The following is a 14911-nucleotide window of genomic DNA, read 5'->3' as shown; positions in this document are numbered from 1 at the left end:
TTAATGGTTCTTATTCTTTGGACATTTGTTATATTTTCGTTTTTAGGCTGGGTCGGTAATGTTATACGAAACCTTGCGGTATATAAAAGGTTTAAAAATAACGGCTTTCTGACTTCTCCGTTTTTCCCTATGTACGGACTTACGGCTGTTATTTGCAGAGTGGTTTTGACTCCGCTTGCAAATTATCCGTGGCTTTTGCTTGCTGCTTCGATTGCGCTTACAACCGCCGTAATAGTTCTTTCGGGATTTTTGTTTGAAAAAATCCTTGGATTTAAAGTATGGGATTATTCGCAGTCAAAACTTAGCATCGGCAGTTATATATCTTTGCCTTATGCTTTGTTGGCAGGACTTTTCGGATTTGGTTTTATAAAAGTATTTATGCCCGTATCCGACGCACTTGTTATGCTTATTCCGACTACAGTCAGCTATATAATTTTGTTTGCTCTGCTTGCAATAATTTTGCTTGACTATATTTTTTCTGTGATTACGGTTATAAGATTAAAACGCAGAATAAAATATTTAAGCAATATTGAAGAATTGCTCGGAGATGATGCAGACGAGGAAAAAATAAAACTTATAGGCGAAAACTGTAACAGACTTTTTACGGAAAATATTTTAAGAAGAAGACTTGCAAATGCATTTCCTGACCTTAAAACAAGCGTTTATCTCGGTATGATTTCAGATAAAGTGGGCGAGGTCAAGGATAAAAATATGACCGAATATACGGCTGTTTTTGAGAATAAAGAAGAACGCCCTTTTGCGTTCGGACTTTGTTTTACAAAGTTGTTTTACCTTTTTGTAATCGGTTCGCTTTTCGGTACAGTGCTCGAAACAATATGGGCGTTTATGATTGACGGTAATTTTCAGGTGAGAGTGGGACTTGTGTACGGACCGTTCATTCCCGTTTACGGCGGCGGAGCGTGCTTTTTGACTGTTGTGCTTTATAAGCTGTATAAACTTAACGATACGCTTATTTTTGTAATCAGCGCAGTGGTTGGTGCAAGCTTTGAGTATTTTTGCTCATGGTTTCAGGAAACTGTTTTTGGTACGGTATCATGGGATTACAGCGATACTCCGCTGAATTTTAACGGACGAACAAACCTTATGTATGCGCTTATCTGGGGATTTCTGGGACTTGTATGGGTACGCTTTGTTTATCCGTGGATGGCAAGACTTATTGAGAAAATTCCAAAGCGTGCAGGCGGTGTAATGACGGCGGTACTCATAATATTTATGGTATTTAATGCATTTATGTCTTGTGCGGCGGTTTACAGATGGCAGGACAGGGCAGAACACCCCAAAACGGATAACGCTTTTATACAGTATATAGATTATCATTTTGACGATGAGAAAATGGAATTTCTGTTTCCGAATATGAAAGCACCGGAAAAAAATTAGCAGTGAATTGAAAATTCAGAGTTCAACTCGGGCAGCAGGTAAATATATCTGCTGCCCGTTGATTTATGGTTTAGCGCATTGTTTGTTGTGAAAGTTTAAAAAACATCGACTTCTGTATCAATTATAAAATTTTTAATCAAAACTGCGTTTAAACTGTAAATTAGCTTATGAATTTCAAAATAATTCCTGTCACATATTGCATTTTATTCTGATTTTTTATATAATGGTAATTAAAGTGATTTTAGGGCAATGAATTTTTGCCTTTGCAGAAACTTTGTCTAAACAATTTTGCCACCGTTTTTACGGTGCCGTTAAAAGTTAAGGAGTGTAATGATGAAAAAGGTTGCTATTATTATGGGTTCTGACAGTGATTTCCCTGTAGTTTCAAAGGCTGTCACAAAGCTTAAGGAATTTGGTGTTCCATATGAAGTGCATGTTATGAGTGCTCACAGAACTCCAGACGCTGCTATTGATTTTTCAGGCAACGCAAAGAAAAACGGCTTTGGAGTAATCATTGCCGCAGCGGGTATGGCTGCTCATCTAGCAGGTGTGCTTGCAGCAAAAACAACTTTGCCTGTAATCGGTATTCCTTGCAAATCAGCCGCTTTTGACGGTATGGATGCTTTACTTGCAACAGTTATGATGCCAACAGGTATTCCTGTTGCAACAGTTGCTGTTGACGGCGCTGCAAATGCCGCTATTCTTGCGATTGAAATGCTCGCTCTTTCTGATGACAGTCTTGCAGAAAAGCTCGAGAAAATGAAAGCAGATATGGAAGAAGGCGTAGCCAAAAAGGATGAGGCTATGCAGCTTAAGGTGGCAGAACTTTGATTAAGTATGTTGATATATATGACAAAGACAAGGTAAACGATGAATGCGGTGTGTTCGGCGTTTATAAAGACAGCAGTGATGACTTTAATATAGCCTCCCTTACCCGTGAGGCCTTGTACGGACTTCAACACAGGGGACAGGTAAGTGCAGGCATTACTGTAAATAACAATGAAAATTTTACTACCGTAAAAGAATTCGGTATGGTGTCAGAGGTCTTTAACGATAAGGCTATAGATAAACTCGGCGACGGAAACATTGCAGTCGGTCATGTGCGTTACAGTGCGCACGAAAGCCTTGACAGAGCGGCAAATCAGCCCCTTGTTATGAGATATATTGCCGGTTCGCTTGCTATTGCAAGCAACGGTGCGATTACTAATTTTGCCGAAATTCGCCAACAGCTTGAGCATGGCGGCGCAATCTTTCAGTCTAACTCAAATGTTGAGATTATGTCTTATGTAATCGCAACCGAACGCTGTACCACGGACGACCTTGAAACAGCGGTTTTGTTTGCTATGGATAAACTTGAGGGCGCATATTCCGCAGTCCTTTGCGGTCCGTCAAGACTTATCGGCTTTCGTGATAAAAACGGCTTCCGTCCGCTTTGCATCGGAAAACTTAACAACAGCTATATTATTACTTCCGAGAGCTGTGTAATTGACAGTCTTGGCGGTGAATTTTTGCGTGATGTTGAGCCCGGAGAAATGGTTGTAATTGATGAAACGGGTTTTCACAGTTACAAGTCGAGAATTAAGGCATATAATACATCTATGTGTATTTTTGAATATGTTTATGTTGCCCGTCCCGACAGTGTTATTGACGGTGTAAGTGTTCATAATGCGAGATTTAAGGCAGGTGAACTGCTTTATAATGAACATCCGATTGATGCCGATATGGTATGCGGCGTTCCCGATTCGGGAATTATTGCCGCACAAGGCTATGCTAAGGCATCGGGTATTCCGTACGGTACAGGTTTTGTTAAGAATAAATACATTGGCAGAACCGTAGGTACGGGAAAAGATAAAAAGAAAAGACTTCTCAAAACAAGACTTACTGCCCTTAAGGCAAATGTAAGCGGTAAGAGAATTATTATTGTAGATGACTCTATTGTGCGTGGCGAAACCGCAAATCATATTGTAAAACTTTTGCGTGACGCAGGTGCAAAAGAGGTTCATATGCTTATAAGCTCTCCGCCTTTTGTATGTCCGTGCTATTTCGGTATGGATATTCACAACAAGGAGTCGCTTATTGCAAATAGGTTTTCACAAGAAGAGATATGCAATAAAATCGGTGCGGATTCTCTTGGCTATCTCAGCGTTTCGGGTCTTAATCAAATTGCCGAGGGTGCAGATGTCGGATTTTGCAACGGTTGCTTTACGGGAGAATATCCTGCGGAAATTCCGAGAACTATATTTGTTGATAAATTCGCAAAGAAAATTAATAAAAAATAATCTGGAGTGATTGAAGATGAAGAGTTTTTCAGAGAGCTACAAGGCAGCAGGTGTTGATGTAACAGCAGGTTATAAGTCGGTTGAACTTATGAAACAGCATGTTGCACGCACAAAAATTGACGGCGTTGTTTCGGGTATCGGCGGTTTTGGCGGTCTTTTTGCCCCAAATGTAAGCGGTATGACAGAGCCTGTACTTGTCAGCGGTACTGACGGTGTAGGTACAAAAATCAAACTTGCTTTTCTTATGGATAAGCACGATACTATCGGTATTGATGCAGTTGCAATGTGCGTAAACGATGTAATTTGCTGCGGTGCAAAGCCGTTATTCTTCCTTGACTATATTGCAATCGGAAAGAACTATCCTGAAAAGGTTGCGGAAATCGTTAAGGGTGTTGCAGATGGCTGTGTTATGTCAGAATGTGCACTTATCGGCGGCGAAACAGCCGAGCATCCGGGTCTTATGCCTGTTGACGAATACGATGTTGCAGGTTTCTGCGTAGGCCTTGCAGACAAGCCGAAGATGATTGACGGCTCAAAACTTAAAGCAGGCGATGTTTTGGTTGCACTCCGTTCTTCGGGCGTTCACTCAAACGGTTTTTCACTTGTAAGAAAAGTTTTTGATATTAACGAAAACACAATCAATAATACATACCCTGAGCTTGACAAAACTTTAGGCGAAACTCTCCTCACTCCTACAAAAATATATGTAAAACCACTCTTTGCTCTTATGAAAGAAGTTGAAGTAAAGGCTGTATCTCACATTACAGGCGGCGGTTTCTACGAGAATATTCCCCGTATGTTAAATGACGGTCTTTCTGCTAAGATTAACAAGAGCGCAGTTCCTGTTCTTCCGATCTTTGACCTTATTCAGAGAGTCGGCGGTATTTCAGAGCACGATATGTTTAATACATTCAATATGGGTGTAGGTATGCTCGTTGCAGTTGACAAAAACGATGCGGATAAGGCTCTTGAGGTTCTCAAGGCAAACGGTGAGGATGCTGTAATCATCGGTGAAGTAGTAGAGGGCAATGACGGAGTTGTAATTGAATAATGAAAAATATTATTGTTCTTGTATCCGGTGGCGGTACTAATTTACAGGCTCTTATAGACGCATCTGAAAGAGGGGAGATAAAGGGCGGTAAAATCACCTGCGTTATTTCTTCAAATCCGAATGCTTATGCACTTGAGAGAGCCAAAAATCACAATATTGCTACCGATATAATCCGCAGAAAGGATTATGCAAGCCTTGACGAATACGATAAGGCATTAACCGAGCTTTTAAAGTCAAAAAATGCGGATTTGGTTGTGCTTGCGGGATTTATGACAATCCTCGGTACAGGTGTAATCAGAGCGTTTGAAAACAGAATTATAAATATTCATCCGTCACTTATTCCGTCTTTTTGCGGCGAGGGCTTTTACGGACTTAAGGTTCACGAGCAGGCTCTTGCAAGGGGAGTAAAGGTGACAGGTGCAACAGCACATTTTGTAAATGAGGTATGTGACGGCGGTCCTATCATCATTCAGAAAGCTGTTGAAATTCAAAACGGCGACACACCCGAAATTTTACAGAAAAGAGTTATGGAACAGGCGGAATGGAAAATTCTTCCTAAGGCTGTTTCACTTTTCTGCGAAGATAAAATAAAGGTAAACGGCAATGTTACAGTAATTGCCGAATAATTCGGAGGTAAACAATGAAACCAATTTCACTTGAAAAAGAAATCTCTTCTGTTACTTATCCGGGCAGAGGAATTGTTATAGGCAGAAGTGCTGACGGCACAAAGGCTGTAATTGCTTACTTTATTATGGGCAGAAGCGAAAACAGCAGAAACAGAATTTTCGTTGAAACCGAGGACGGCATAAAGACACAGGCTTTTGACGAATCAAAGCTTATTGATCCGTCACTTATCATTTACTCACCTGTCAGAAAACTTGACAACAAGACAATCGTTACAAACGGTGACCAGACAGATACAATTTATGAGCTTATGAACGAGGGTGAAACTTTTGAGGAATCACTCCGTACAAGAGAGTTTGAGCCTGACGGTCCTAACTACACACCTCGTATTTCGGGTATTGTAAAGTGCAGCGGCGGTGTTATGGAATATGCTATGTCAATCCTTAAGAGTGCAGACGGTATTCCTGACAGCTGTCAGAGATATACATTTATGTATTCCACACCTTTACAGGGCCTTGGCAGATATATTCACACTTATATGGGTGACGGCACTCCACTCCCAAGTTTTGAGGGTGAGCCTACACTTGTAGAGATTGGCAACGATGACATTGATACTTTTGCTGAAAAAGTATGGAATGCACTTGACGAGGACAACAAGGTATCACTTTTTGTTCGTTACATTGACATTGCTTCAGATACGGCAGAGTCAAGAATTATTAATAAGAATAAATAATCTGATTATGAAAGGATGAACTCCAATGAAGGAACTTGCACTTAAATACGGTTGTAACCCTAATCAGAAGCCTTCAAGAATTTATATGAACGAGGGCGAACTTCCTGTTGAGGTACTCAACGGCAAACCGGGTTACATTAATTTTCTTGATGCATTCAACTCATGGCAGCTTGTGCGTGAGCTTAAGGCGGCAACAGGCTTGCCGTCAGCTGCGTCTTTCAAGCATGTAAGCCCTGCGGGTGCTGCGGTAGCTACCGAGCTTTCGGATACATTAAAGAAAATTTATTTTGTTGACGATTTGGAGCTTTCACCAATCGCCTCTGCATATGCGGCAGCAAGAGGTGCAGACAGAATGTCATCATACGGTGACTGGGTTGCACTTTCTGATACTTGCGATGTTCAGACCGCTAAACTTTTGCAGAGAGAAGTTTCTGACGGTATTATCGCTCCGGATTATACAGAAGAGGCTCTTGAAGTGCTTAAGACAAAGCGCAGAGGCACATATAACATTGTAAAAATCGACCCGAACTATGTTCCTGCTCCGATTGAGCATAAGGATGTATTCGGTGTAACTTTTGAGCAGGGCAGAAACGAGCTTAAAATTGACGAAGCTATGCTTATGCAGAACATTGTTACAGAGAACAAAGAGCTTACGGAAGAGGCTAAGCGTGATCTTCTTATTGCTCTTATCACACTCAAATATACACAGTCAAACTCTGTTTGCTATGCAAAGGGCGGTCAGGCTATCGGTGTCGGCGCAGGTCAGCAGTCAAGAATTCACTGCACCCGTCTTGCAGGCAACAAGGCTGACATTTGGTTCTTAAGACAGCATCCGAAGGTTCTTAACCTCCCGTTTGTTGACAATATCCGCAGACCTGACAGAGATAACACTATTGATGTTTACATTTCCGATGATTATGAGGATGTACTTGCAGACGGCGTTTGGGAGCAGTTCTTTAAAACTAAGCCGGAGCCTCTTACACGAGAAGAGAAGAAAGAGTGGCTCGCAACATTCAGCGGCGTTTCACTCGGTTCAGACGCATTTTTCCCATTCGGCGACAACATTGAAAGAGCCAAGCGTTCGGGCGTACAGTATGTTGCACAGCCCGGCGGTTCAATCAGAGATGACAATGTAATTGATACCTGCAATAAGTACGGAATGACTATGTCATTTACAGGCATCAGACTTTTCCACCATTAATCTGCGGGGTGAAGATATGAATATTTTAATGATTGGTTCAGGCGGAAGAGAGCACGCACTTATCAAAAAACTTCTTGAAAGCCCAAAGTGCACAAAACTTTACTGCGCCCCCGGTAACGGCGGTATTTCAAGAGATGCCGAAACCGTAAATATCGGTGTTATGGATAAAGAGGCACTTGTCGCTTTCGCAAAAGAAAAGAATATTGACCTTGCTTTTGTAGCTCCGGATGATCCGCTTGCGGCAGGTCTTGTTGACGCTTTTCAGGCTGCCGGTATCAGAGCTTTCGGCCCTAATGCAAATGCGGCTGTAATTGAGGCATCAAAGGTATTTTCAAAGGATTTAATGAAAAAGTACGGTATTCCTACCGCTAAATACGAAACCTTTGATAACGCAGAAAATGCTATTGAATATTTAAAGGCAGAGAATACTGCTCCTATCGTAGTCAAGGCTGACGGTCTTGCACTCGGTAAGGGTGTTATTATTGCACAGACTGTTGACGAGGCTGTTGATGCCGTTAAGTCTATTATGGAAGATAAGCAGTTTGGCGAATCCGGCAACAGAATTGTTATTGAAGAATTTTTGACAGGTCCGGAGGTTTCTGTACTTGCATTTACAGACGGCAAGTGCGTAAAGCCTATGGTAAGTTCAAAAGACCACAAGAGAGCTTACGATAATGATGAGGGACTTAACACAGGCGGTATGGGTACAATCAGCCCGAATCCTTACTATACAGACGAGATTGCAAAGGAATGTATGGACACAATCTTTATTCCTACAATCAACGCTATGGTAGCAGAGGGCAGACCTTTCAAGGGTTGTCTTTATTTCGGACTTATGATTACTCCGAACGGCCCTAAGGTAATTGAGTATAACGCTCGTTTCGGTGACCCTGAGGCACAGGTAGTTCTTCCAAGGCTTAAAACCGACCTTGTCGATATTTGCGAGGCAGTTATTGACGAAAAACTTGCTGACCTCGACATTGAATGGGACAACGGTGCGGCTGCCTGCGTAGTTATGGCAAGCGGCGGCTATCCTGTTGCATATAAAAAGGGCATTGAAATGTTCGGTATGGACGAAAACGGTCAGGTAGAGGGCGCTACTGTTTATCATGCAGGTACAAAGTATGAAAACGGTAAATTCTACACCAACGGCGGTCGAGTTCTCGGTGTGACTGCAACTGCTCCTACACTTGATGAGGCACTTGCAAAAGCATATGCTGCGGTTGATAAAATCAGCTTTGAGGGTATGCACTTCCGCCACGATATTGGAAAAACTAAGTGATTATTAATGTGTATAATTCATACTGTAAACAACTTTGAGGATGCAAAAAAACTCATAGACGAAAATCCGAATTGTATAATTCTTGATGTGCGTGAGGAAGAGGAGTATGCAACGGGACATGTGAAAGACGCAGTGCTTTTTCCTGTTGATGATATTACCGCCGAATCGGCAAAAGAAGTTATACCGAGTAAGGATACTATGCTTGTGGTTTATTGCAGAACAGGCAGTCGCAGCAGAATGGCGGCAGAAGCTCTCTGCAGACTCGGCTACACAGATATTTATGATATAGGTGGACTGATTGCCTGGCCTTACGGCTTGATTATGGGACTTTAAAATTACAATTTATTGTATAAATATTCCTGATTTTAATGTTAAGAGGGAGTAATCGGTACGCATTTTTGCGTATAGTATTATCGACATACTGGTGAATTTCACCCGGTAATATTTTAAATGATGAGACTCACAGACAGCACAAAGGAAATGTTTTTAATTTAATAACTTAATTTATAATATTTAAGTTGTTGGCATTTGCAAAAGGTTGTCTGCGAGTCTTTTTGACTTTTTAATGGGGTTCTTTGTCAGAAACGGGGGTAAATTATGGTTTAGCGGAGTGTCGGTCGGGGATTGAAATTTAGCTAACGCTAAATTATCCTCCCAAAAGCAAAAAAAGTTTACTCAATTTTTTCAAAAATTGCGGGTTTGGGCAGCGCCCATAAAATCTTCCGACACAACAATTTATCAGGCGCAAACAGCCACGCTGTTTGCGTGCTTGCACATAGTTTGAAAAACAGGCGACAGCCTTTTATAAAAGAAATGATTAACTTTTCATTATATATCGAATGGCTTTCTTGTTGCTATCGCACTTTTAAAGGCTAACGCCGTTGTGTTCAAGCCGCCAAACAGCGAGCTGTTTGGCTATCATTAGATTGCATAAACGGAAAGTATTTGTGGGCTTTGCCCACACCCACGACCTTTGAAAAGGTCGACCAAACTTTTATAATTAATTGGCAAATCAATTTGCTAAACCACAATTTATAAAACTAACCCAACATTTATAATAGAACCGTTTTAATATTGCATATGAAAAGCGCATAAATTTATATGAAATGTTTTTTGGAGGATTTGGTATGAGCATATTGGATCTTTTTATCCTTGCGGTGGGCTTATCAATGGACGCTTTTGCTGTGTCTGTGTGTAAGGGCCTTTCGCTCGGTAAAATTAAGCCTAAACATATGTGCATTGCAGGTGCATGGTTCGGTGGATTTCAGGCACTTATGCCGCTTATCGGTTATTTTTTAGGCAGCTGTTTTGCAGAGATGATTGAAAAGTACGACCATTGGGTTGCTTTTGTTCTCCTTGCGATTATCGGCGGAAATATGATAAAAGAGTCTTTTGGCAAAGACGAAAAAGTCGATTCTTCAATGGATGTAAAATCAATGCTTTTGCTTGCAATTGCGACAAGTATTGACGCTTTGGCTGTCGGTGTAACTTTTGCTTTCTTGCAGGTTCAGATTGTTCCCGCTGTGTCGTTTATCGGTGTGATAACATTTATATTTTCTGCCGTAGGTGTAAAAATAGGCAGTTTATTTGGTACAAAGTATAAATCAAAGGCGGAATTGTTCGGCGGTATTGTGCTTGTGCTTATCGGTATAAAAATATTGCTCGAGGGCATTGGCGTATTAGGATAAAAATACAAAATTTTTTTAGAAAAAAGTCATTTGTAATCGGTTATCGCCCTTTACTTTTGATATAAATTATAGTATAATTATCTGTAAAGCAAAGTTAGGCTTTGCTTGGTTACTTAATTAAAAAGGACAGGAGTGCAGAAAGCAATGATAAACGGTGCCGATATAATGGTAAAATGTCTGGAAGCCGAGGGTGTTTCAGTGGTTTTCGGATATCCGGGTGCGGCTATTTGCCCTTTTTACGATTCGCTTTATAATTCTTCAATCAAGCATGTGCTTGTTCGTCAGGAGCAGAATGCGGCTCATGCGGCAAGCGGTTATGCAAGATGCAGTGATATTCCCGGTGTATGTGTAGCAACTTCGGGACCGGGTGCAACAAACCTTATTACAGGTATTGCTACCGCTTATCAGGATTCTATTCCGATAATCGCAATTACAGGTCAGGTACGCAGTGATTTGCTTGGCAGAGATGTATTTCAGGAGGCTGACATTACAGGCGCTTGTGAGCCGTTTGTAAAGCACAGCTATCTTGTAAGCAAAACAGAAGATTTGCCACGAATTTTCAAAGAGGCTTTTCATATTGCAAAAACAGGCAGACCGGGCCCTGTACTTATTGATATTCCTATTGATATTCAGCAGAATGAAATTGAAAAGTTTGAATATCCCGAAACTGTAAATATTATCGGCTACAAGCCGAATACCAAGGGACACATTTTTCAGGTTAAGCGTGCGGTCGAGGCTATCAAAAACTGCAAGCGTCCGATTATTGTATCCGGCGGCGGTGTTTTAAGCTCGGGTGTTAAGCCTAAATTTCAGGCTTTTGCCGAGAAAACAGGTATTCCTGTAATTTCCACAATGATGGGAATCGGCGTTATGCCGTCAGAACACGAGCTTTACCTCGGTATGCTCGGTACTCACGGTAAGCCTGCAGCAAACAGAGCTTTGCACGAGGCTGATTTGGTTATTGTGTGCGGCGCAAGACTTGGTGACAGAGCCGTGGCGGCGCCCGACCAGATGAGTAAAAGAACAACTGTAATTCACATAGACATTGACCCGGCGGAAATCGGAAAAAATGTTAAGACCGCTATTCCGATTGTCGGCGATATGATGAATGTTATGGATATGCTCAATGAAAACATTGGCGACTACAAGGTTCAGAACCAGTGGAGTGAGGCTGTTAAAACATGGAAAAAGGATTTATTCAGAGAACCTCCTAAGTTTGACGGTTATGTAGAACCGAGAACGCTTGTAGGTCATTTGAGCGCAATGTTCCGTTCAAAGGCAATTTTGGTTGCCGATGTAGGTCAAAATCAGATTTGGTGTGCAAACAACTTCCGTATTCGTGAGGGAAGATTCCTTACAACAGGCGGTATGGGTACAATGGGTTATTCGGTTCCTGCCGCAATAGGAGCAAAGTTTGCAAGACCGAACAGAGATGTGCTTGTTGTCTGCGGTGACGGCAGTTTTCAGATGCAGTTAAACGAGCTTGCAACTATTGCAGGTAATAACCTTAACATTAAAATTATAATTATGCGTAACTCAAGACTCGGTATGGTGCGTGAGCTTCAGGATAACCACTACGGTCACAGACACAGTGCAACTATTCTTGAAGGTGATCCCGATTTTCTTAAAATTGCGGAGGCTTACGGAATTGATCATGCAGAGGCAAACTCAAATGAGCAGGCAGAAGAAATCATTAAACATATTGTTGATTCCGACAAGCCGTTCATTCTTGTGTGCGATGTATATCCCGACACTCCGTCGATTTAATGAGGTGTTGTTATGCAATATACTTTATCAATACTTGTTGAAAACCAGGCGGGCGTTCTTTCTAAGATTTCGGGTTTGTTTTCAAGACGAGGCTTCAACATTGACTCACTTGCGGTTGGTGTGACTACCGACCCAAATGTATCGAGAATCACTATTGTTGCAAACGGTGACGAATATGTTGTTGAACAGCTTGAAAAACAGCTTAACAAACTTATTCCCGTAATCAAGGTTAAAAGACTTGCCGAAGGTGATTTTATCAGCCGTGAGCTGATACTTATAAAAGTTCATTGTCCTGCTACAAAGCGTGGCGAAATTCTCACCACTGTTGAGCTTATGCAGGGTAAAATAGTTGATTTCTCTACTACAAGCGTTACCGTTGAGTATTGTGAATGTTCAAGCCGTGTTGACACTTTGGTAGAGTTATTAAAGCCTTATGGTATCCGTGAGATTGTAAGAACAGGTACAGTAGCTCTTGATAAGGGTGCTACTGCAGTGTCCGTGTAATCTTGCAGATTTACATAAATCTTTTTATATAAACCGCATAGCGGTAAGGAGGATTTTTAAAATGGAAAATATGACAGCAAAAATTTTCTATCAGTCAGATTGTAACCTTTCTTTGCTTGACGGCAAAACAATTGCAATCATTGGTTATGGTAGCCAGGGTCACGCTCATGCTCTTAACCTTAAGGATTCAGGCTGTGATGTAATCGTTGGCCTTTACGAGGGTAGTAAGTCTTGGGCGAAAGCAGAAGCACAGGGCTTTAAGGTATATACAGCTGCAGAGGCTGCTAAGCGTGCCGATATTATTATGATTCTTATTAACGATGAGAAGCAGGCAGCTATGTACAAGAAGGATATCGCTCCTAACCTTGAGGCAGGCAATATGCTTATGTTCGCTCACGGTTTTGCAATTCACTTTGGTCAGATCGTTCCTCCGGCAGATGTTGATGTTACTATGATCGCTCCTAAGGGACCTGGTCATACAGTAAGAAGTGAGTATCAGGCTGGTAAGGGTGTACCTTGTCTTGTTGCTGTTGAGCAGGACGCTACAGGTAAGGCTAAGGATCTTGCACTTGCTTACGCACTCGGTATTGGCGGCGCAAGAGCAGGTGTTCTTGAAACAACATTCAGAACAGAAACAGAAACAGACCTCTTTGGTGAGCAGGCTGTTCTTTGCGGCGGTGTTTGCGCACTTATGCAGGCAGGTTTTGAAACACTTTGCGAGGCAGGTTATGACCCAAGAAACGCTTACTTTGAGTGTATCCACGAGATGAAGCTCATCGTTGACCTTATTTATCAGTCAGGTTTTGAGGGTATGAGATATTCTATCTCTAACACAGCTGAGTACGGCGACTACATCACAGGTCCAAAGATTGTTACTGAGGATACTAAGAAGGCTATGAAGAAGATCCTTTCTGACATTCAGGACGGTACATTCGCTAAGGACTTCCTCCTCGATATGTCACCGGCAGGCGGTCAGGCTCACTTCCGTGCTATGAGAAGAAAAGCTGCAGAGCATCCTGCAGAAGTAGTTGGTAAGGAAGTTAGAAAGCTTTACAGCTGGTCAAACGAAGACAAGCTTATCAACAACTAATTTTATAGTTTACAGCTTATTTACAGCCTTGGCTTTTGCCAAGGCTGTTTGCGTAAACGGAAAGTATTTGTGGGCTTTGCCCCACCCACGACCTTTGAAAAAGGTTGACCAAACTTTTATAATTGATTACAAAGTGTTTTCCTAAACCATAATTCATAAAACTATTCTCTCAATCAAAACACCTGATTTTCAGAATAATTTGTCTTGCTATTGACAAAAATACCCAACACAATTATAATTGTAGCAACAGATGTAATGGGGTGTTGGAATGAAAAAATTTGATCCGGCTGTTTATAAAAAGCGTAAATGCGAGTGCCTTGACAAGTGCTTTCAGGCTTTTATGGATAACGGACTTGAAAATACAGGTTTACAGCTTTTGTGCAAATATTGCGGATTTAAAACTAACCAAGCATTATATCACTATTTTGAAAGTAAAGATATGATAATTACAGAATCTGTACAGTATGCAATGATAAAATTTGAACGAGAATTTATGAAGAAAGCACCTCGTTCAAGAGCGGATTTAAAAAATTATCTTGAAAAATTTCCACGCTGGATGCAGAAAAACTACGGCGAGCATATGCGATTTGTATATCAGGTATATACTTCTCCGAAATATAAAAAACAGGGCTATGATTTCTTTTCGGGTATTCCGAAGAGATACGATACATTCATTCATCATATAGCCAAAAACCTTGATGTTTCTTTTGAAAGCATACAAGCGCTGTACTATCTTTACATAACATCAACACTTCAATTTGCACTTTTTAAAGATGAGGTTTACCTTGATGTAGAGGTAAATGCTATTTATAATATGTGTCTTGAAGTTTTTGAGGCAGAGGACAGGAAAAAACTTAACAGCATTAATACTTAAGTTATAAATTTAAAATTATGATTTAGCAAATTGCTTTATCAAGCAATTATAAAAGTTTGGTCGACCTTTTCAAAGGTCGTGGGTGTGGGCGAAGCTCACAAATACTTTCCTTTTACGCAATCTAATAATAGCCGAACAGCTTGCTGTTTGGCGGCTTGAACAAATAGGCGAAAGCCTTTGCGAGAGCAATAAAAGAAAATACACTTCGTTTTCATAATCAACGCAATGCGTTGATTATGTTTTTAGCATTTCTGATTATAATGGCTGTTGCCTGTTTTAACAAACTTAGTTTTAGCACGCAAACAGCGAGGCTGTTTGCGCCGGATAAATTGTTATATCTGAGGATATTATGGGTGCTGCCCAAACCCGCAAGCCTTTAAAAAGGCTTGACCTAAATTTTAAAATTATTTACCCCCAAGT

14 protein-coding genes are annotated in these 14911 nt (G+C 41.1%); all 14 read left to right on the top strand.

The features are described 5' to 3' along the window. Positions 1-3 precede the first annotated feature (3 nt). Positions 4-1398 carry a putative ABC transporter permease gene (locus H8R91_RS05860; RefSeq protein WP_186935245.1) on the top strand — a complete coding sequence of 465 codons (1395 nt, stop codon included), beginning with the start codon at positions 4-6 and terminating at the stop codon, positions 1396-1398. 333 nt (positions 1399-1731) lie between these two features. After that, the gene (purE, locus tag H8R91_RS05855) at positions 1732-2229 is read left to right on the top strand and encodes a 5-(carboxyamino)imidazole ribonucleotide mutase (protein WP_186935244.1); all 498 of its coding nucleotides are present in this window, start codon (positions 1732-1734) and stop codon (positions 2227-2229) included. After that, positions 2226-3677 carry an amidophosphoribosyltransferase gene (purF, locus tag H8R91_RS05850; RefSeq protein ID WP_178587339.1) on the top strand — a complete coding sequence of 484 codons (1452 nt, stop codon included), beginning with the start codon at positions 2226-2228 and terminating at the stop codon, positions 3675-3677. Before purE ends, purF begins: the two co-directional genes overlap by 4 nt. Positions 3678-3693: 16 nt before the next feature. Further along, a complete protein-coding gene (gene purM / locus H8R91_RS05845; protein WP_022234216.1) occupies positions 3694-4728 on the top strand; it encodes a phosphoribosylformylglycinamidine cyclo-ligase in 1035 nt (344 codons plus the stop codon). Then, entirely contained in the window at positions 4728-5354 is a 627-nt protein-coding gene (gene purN, locus H8R91_RS05840) for a phosphoribosylglycinamide formyltransferase (protein WP_186935243.1), read from the top strand. Before purM ends, purN begins: the two co-directional genes overlap by 1 nt. Positions 5355-5368: 14 nt before the next feature. Further along, entirely contained in the window at positions 5369-6085 is a 717-nt protein-coding gene (locus tag H8R91_RS05835; RefSeq protein ID WP_022234218.1) for an IMP cyclohydrolase, read from the top strand. A 25-nt stretch (positions 6086-6110) separates the two neighbouring features. Then, a complete protein-coding gene (locus H8R91_RS05830; RefSeq protein WP_022234219.1) occupies positions 6111-7286 on the top strand; it encodes a phosphoribosylaminoimidazolecarboxamide formyltransferase in 1176 nt (391 codons plus the stop codon). A 16-nt stretch (positions 7287-7302) separates the two neighbouring features. Further along, positions 7303-8568: a phosphoribosylamine--glycine ligase gene (gene purD, locus H8R91_RS05825; RefSeq protein WP_022234220.1), complete on the top strand. Its 1266-nt coding sequence runs from the start codon at positions 7303-7305 to the stop codon at positions 8566-8568. Between the two features lie 6 nt (positions 8569-8574). Continuing rightward, positions 8575-8901, top strand: a complete 327-nt coding sequence (locus H8R91_RS05820; RefSeq protein WP_186935242.1) for a rhodanese-like domain-containing protein — start codon at positions 8575-8577, stop codon at positions 8899-8901. Between the two features lie 794 nt (positions 8902-9695). Then, positions 9696-10256, top strand: a complete 561-nt coding sequence (locus tag H8R91_RS05815; RefSeq protein WP_186935241.1) for a manganese efflux pump MntP — start codon at positions 9696-9698, stop codon at positions 10254-10256. A 144-nt stretch (positions 10257-10400) separates the two neighbouring features. Next, positions 10401-12023 carry a biosynthetic-type acetolactate synthase large subunit gene (gene ilvB / locus H8R91_RS05810; protein ID WP_186935240.1) on the top strand — a complete coding sequence of 541 codons (1623 nt, stop codon included), beginning with the start codon at positions 10401-10403 and terminating at the stop codon, positions 12021-12023. Positions 12024-12035: 12 nt separating this feature from the next. Continuing rightward, positions 12036-12527, top strand: coding sequence for an acetolactate synthase small subunit (gene ilvN, locus H8R91_RS05805; RefSeq protein ID WP_186935239.1), 492 nt, complete (start codon positions 12036-12038; stop codon positions 12525-12527). Between the two features lie 52 nt (positions 12528-12579). Then, complete coding sequence (ilvC, locus tag H8R91_RS05800; RefSeq protein WP_302484499.1) at positions 12580-13617, top strand: ketol-acid reductoisomerase; 1038 nt, start codon at positions 12580-12582, stop codon at positions 13615-13617. 268 nt (positions 13618-13885) lie between these two features. Further along, positions 13886-14491: a TetR/AcrR family transcriptional regulator gene (locus tag H8R91_RS05795; RefSeq protein WP_186935237.1), complete on the top strand. Its 606-nt coding sequence runs from the start codon at positions 13886-13888 to the stop codon at positions 14489-14491. The last annotated feature ends 420 nt before the right edge of the window (positions 14492-14911 follow it).

This window comes from Ruminococcus intestinalis (assembly GCF_014288065.1).
GTDB classification, from domain to species: domain Bacteria; phylum Bacillota; class Clostridia; order Oscillospirales; family Acutalibacteraceae; genus Ruminococcoides; species Ruminococcoides intestinale_A.
The sequence above is the reverse complement of the archived record's forward strand: the minus strand, read 5'-3'. Positions and strand labels throughout refer to the sequence as shown.

Coding starts and splice junctions, on each gene's coding strand:
- H8R91_RS05820 (WP_186935242.1), top strand. CDS start 8,575: ATGTGTATAATTCATACTGTAAACAACTTTGAGGATGCAAAAAAACTC.
- purD (WP_022234220.1), top strand. CDS start 7,303: ATGAATATTTTAATGATTGGTTCAGGCGGAAGAGAGCACGCACTTATC.
- H8R91_RS05830 (WP_022234219.1), top strand. CDS start 6,111: ATGAAGGAACTTGCACTTAAATACGGTTGTAACCCTAATCAGAAGCCT.
- H8R91_RS05815 (WP_186935241.1), top strand. CDS start 9,696: ATGAGCATATTGGATCTTTTTATCCTTGCGGTGGGCTTATCAATGGAC.
- ilvN (WP_186935239.1), top strand. CDS start 12,036: ATGCAATATACTTTATCAATACTTGTTGAAAACCAGGCGGGCGTTCTT.
- H8R91_RS05795 (WP_186935237.1), top strand. CDS start 13,886: ATGAAAAAATTTGATCCGGCTGTTTATAAAAAGCGTAAATGCGAGTGC.
- ilvB (WP_186935240.1), top strand. CDS start 10,401: ATGATAAACGGTGCCGATATAATGGTAAAATGTCTGGAAGCCGAGGGT.
- purM (WP_022234216.1), top strand. CDS start 3,694: ATGAAGAGTTTTTCAGAGAGCTACAAGGCAGCAGGTGTTGATGTAACA.
- purE (WP_186935244.1), top strand. CDS start 1,732: ATGAAAAAGGTTGCTATTATTATGGGTTCTGACAGTGATTTCCCTGTA.
- H8R91_RS05835 (WP_022234218.1), top strand. CDS start 5,369: ATGAAACCAATTTCACTTGAAAAAGAAATCTCTTCTGTTACTTATCCG.
- H8R91_RS05860 (WP_186935245.1), top strand. CDS start 4: ATGGTTCTTATTCTTTGGACATTTGTTATATTTTCGTTTTTAGGCTGG.
- purN (WP_186935243.1), top strand. CDS start 4,728: ATGAAAAATATTATTGTTCTTGTATCCGGTGGCGGTACTAATTTACAG.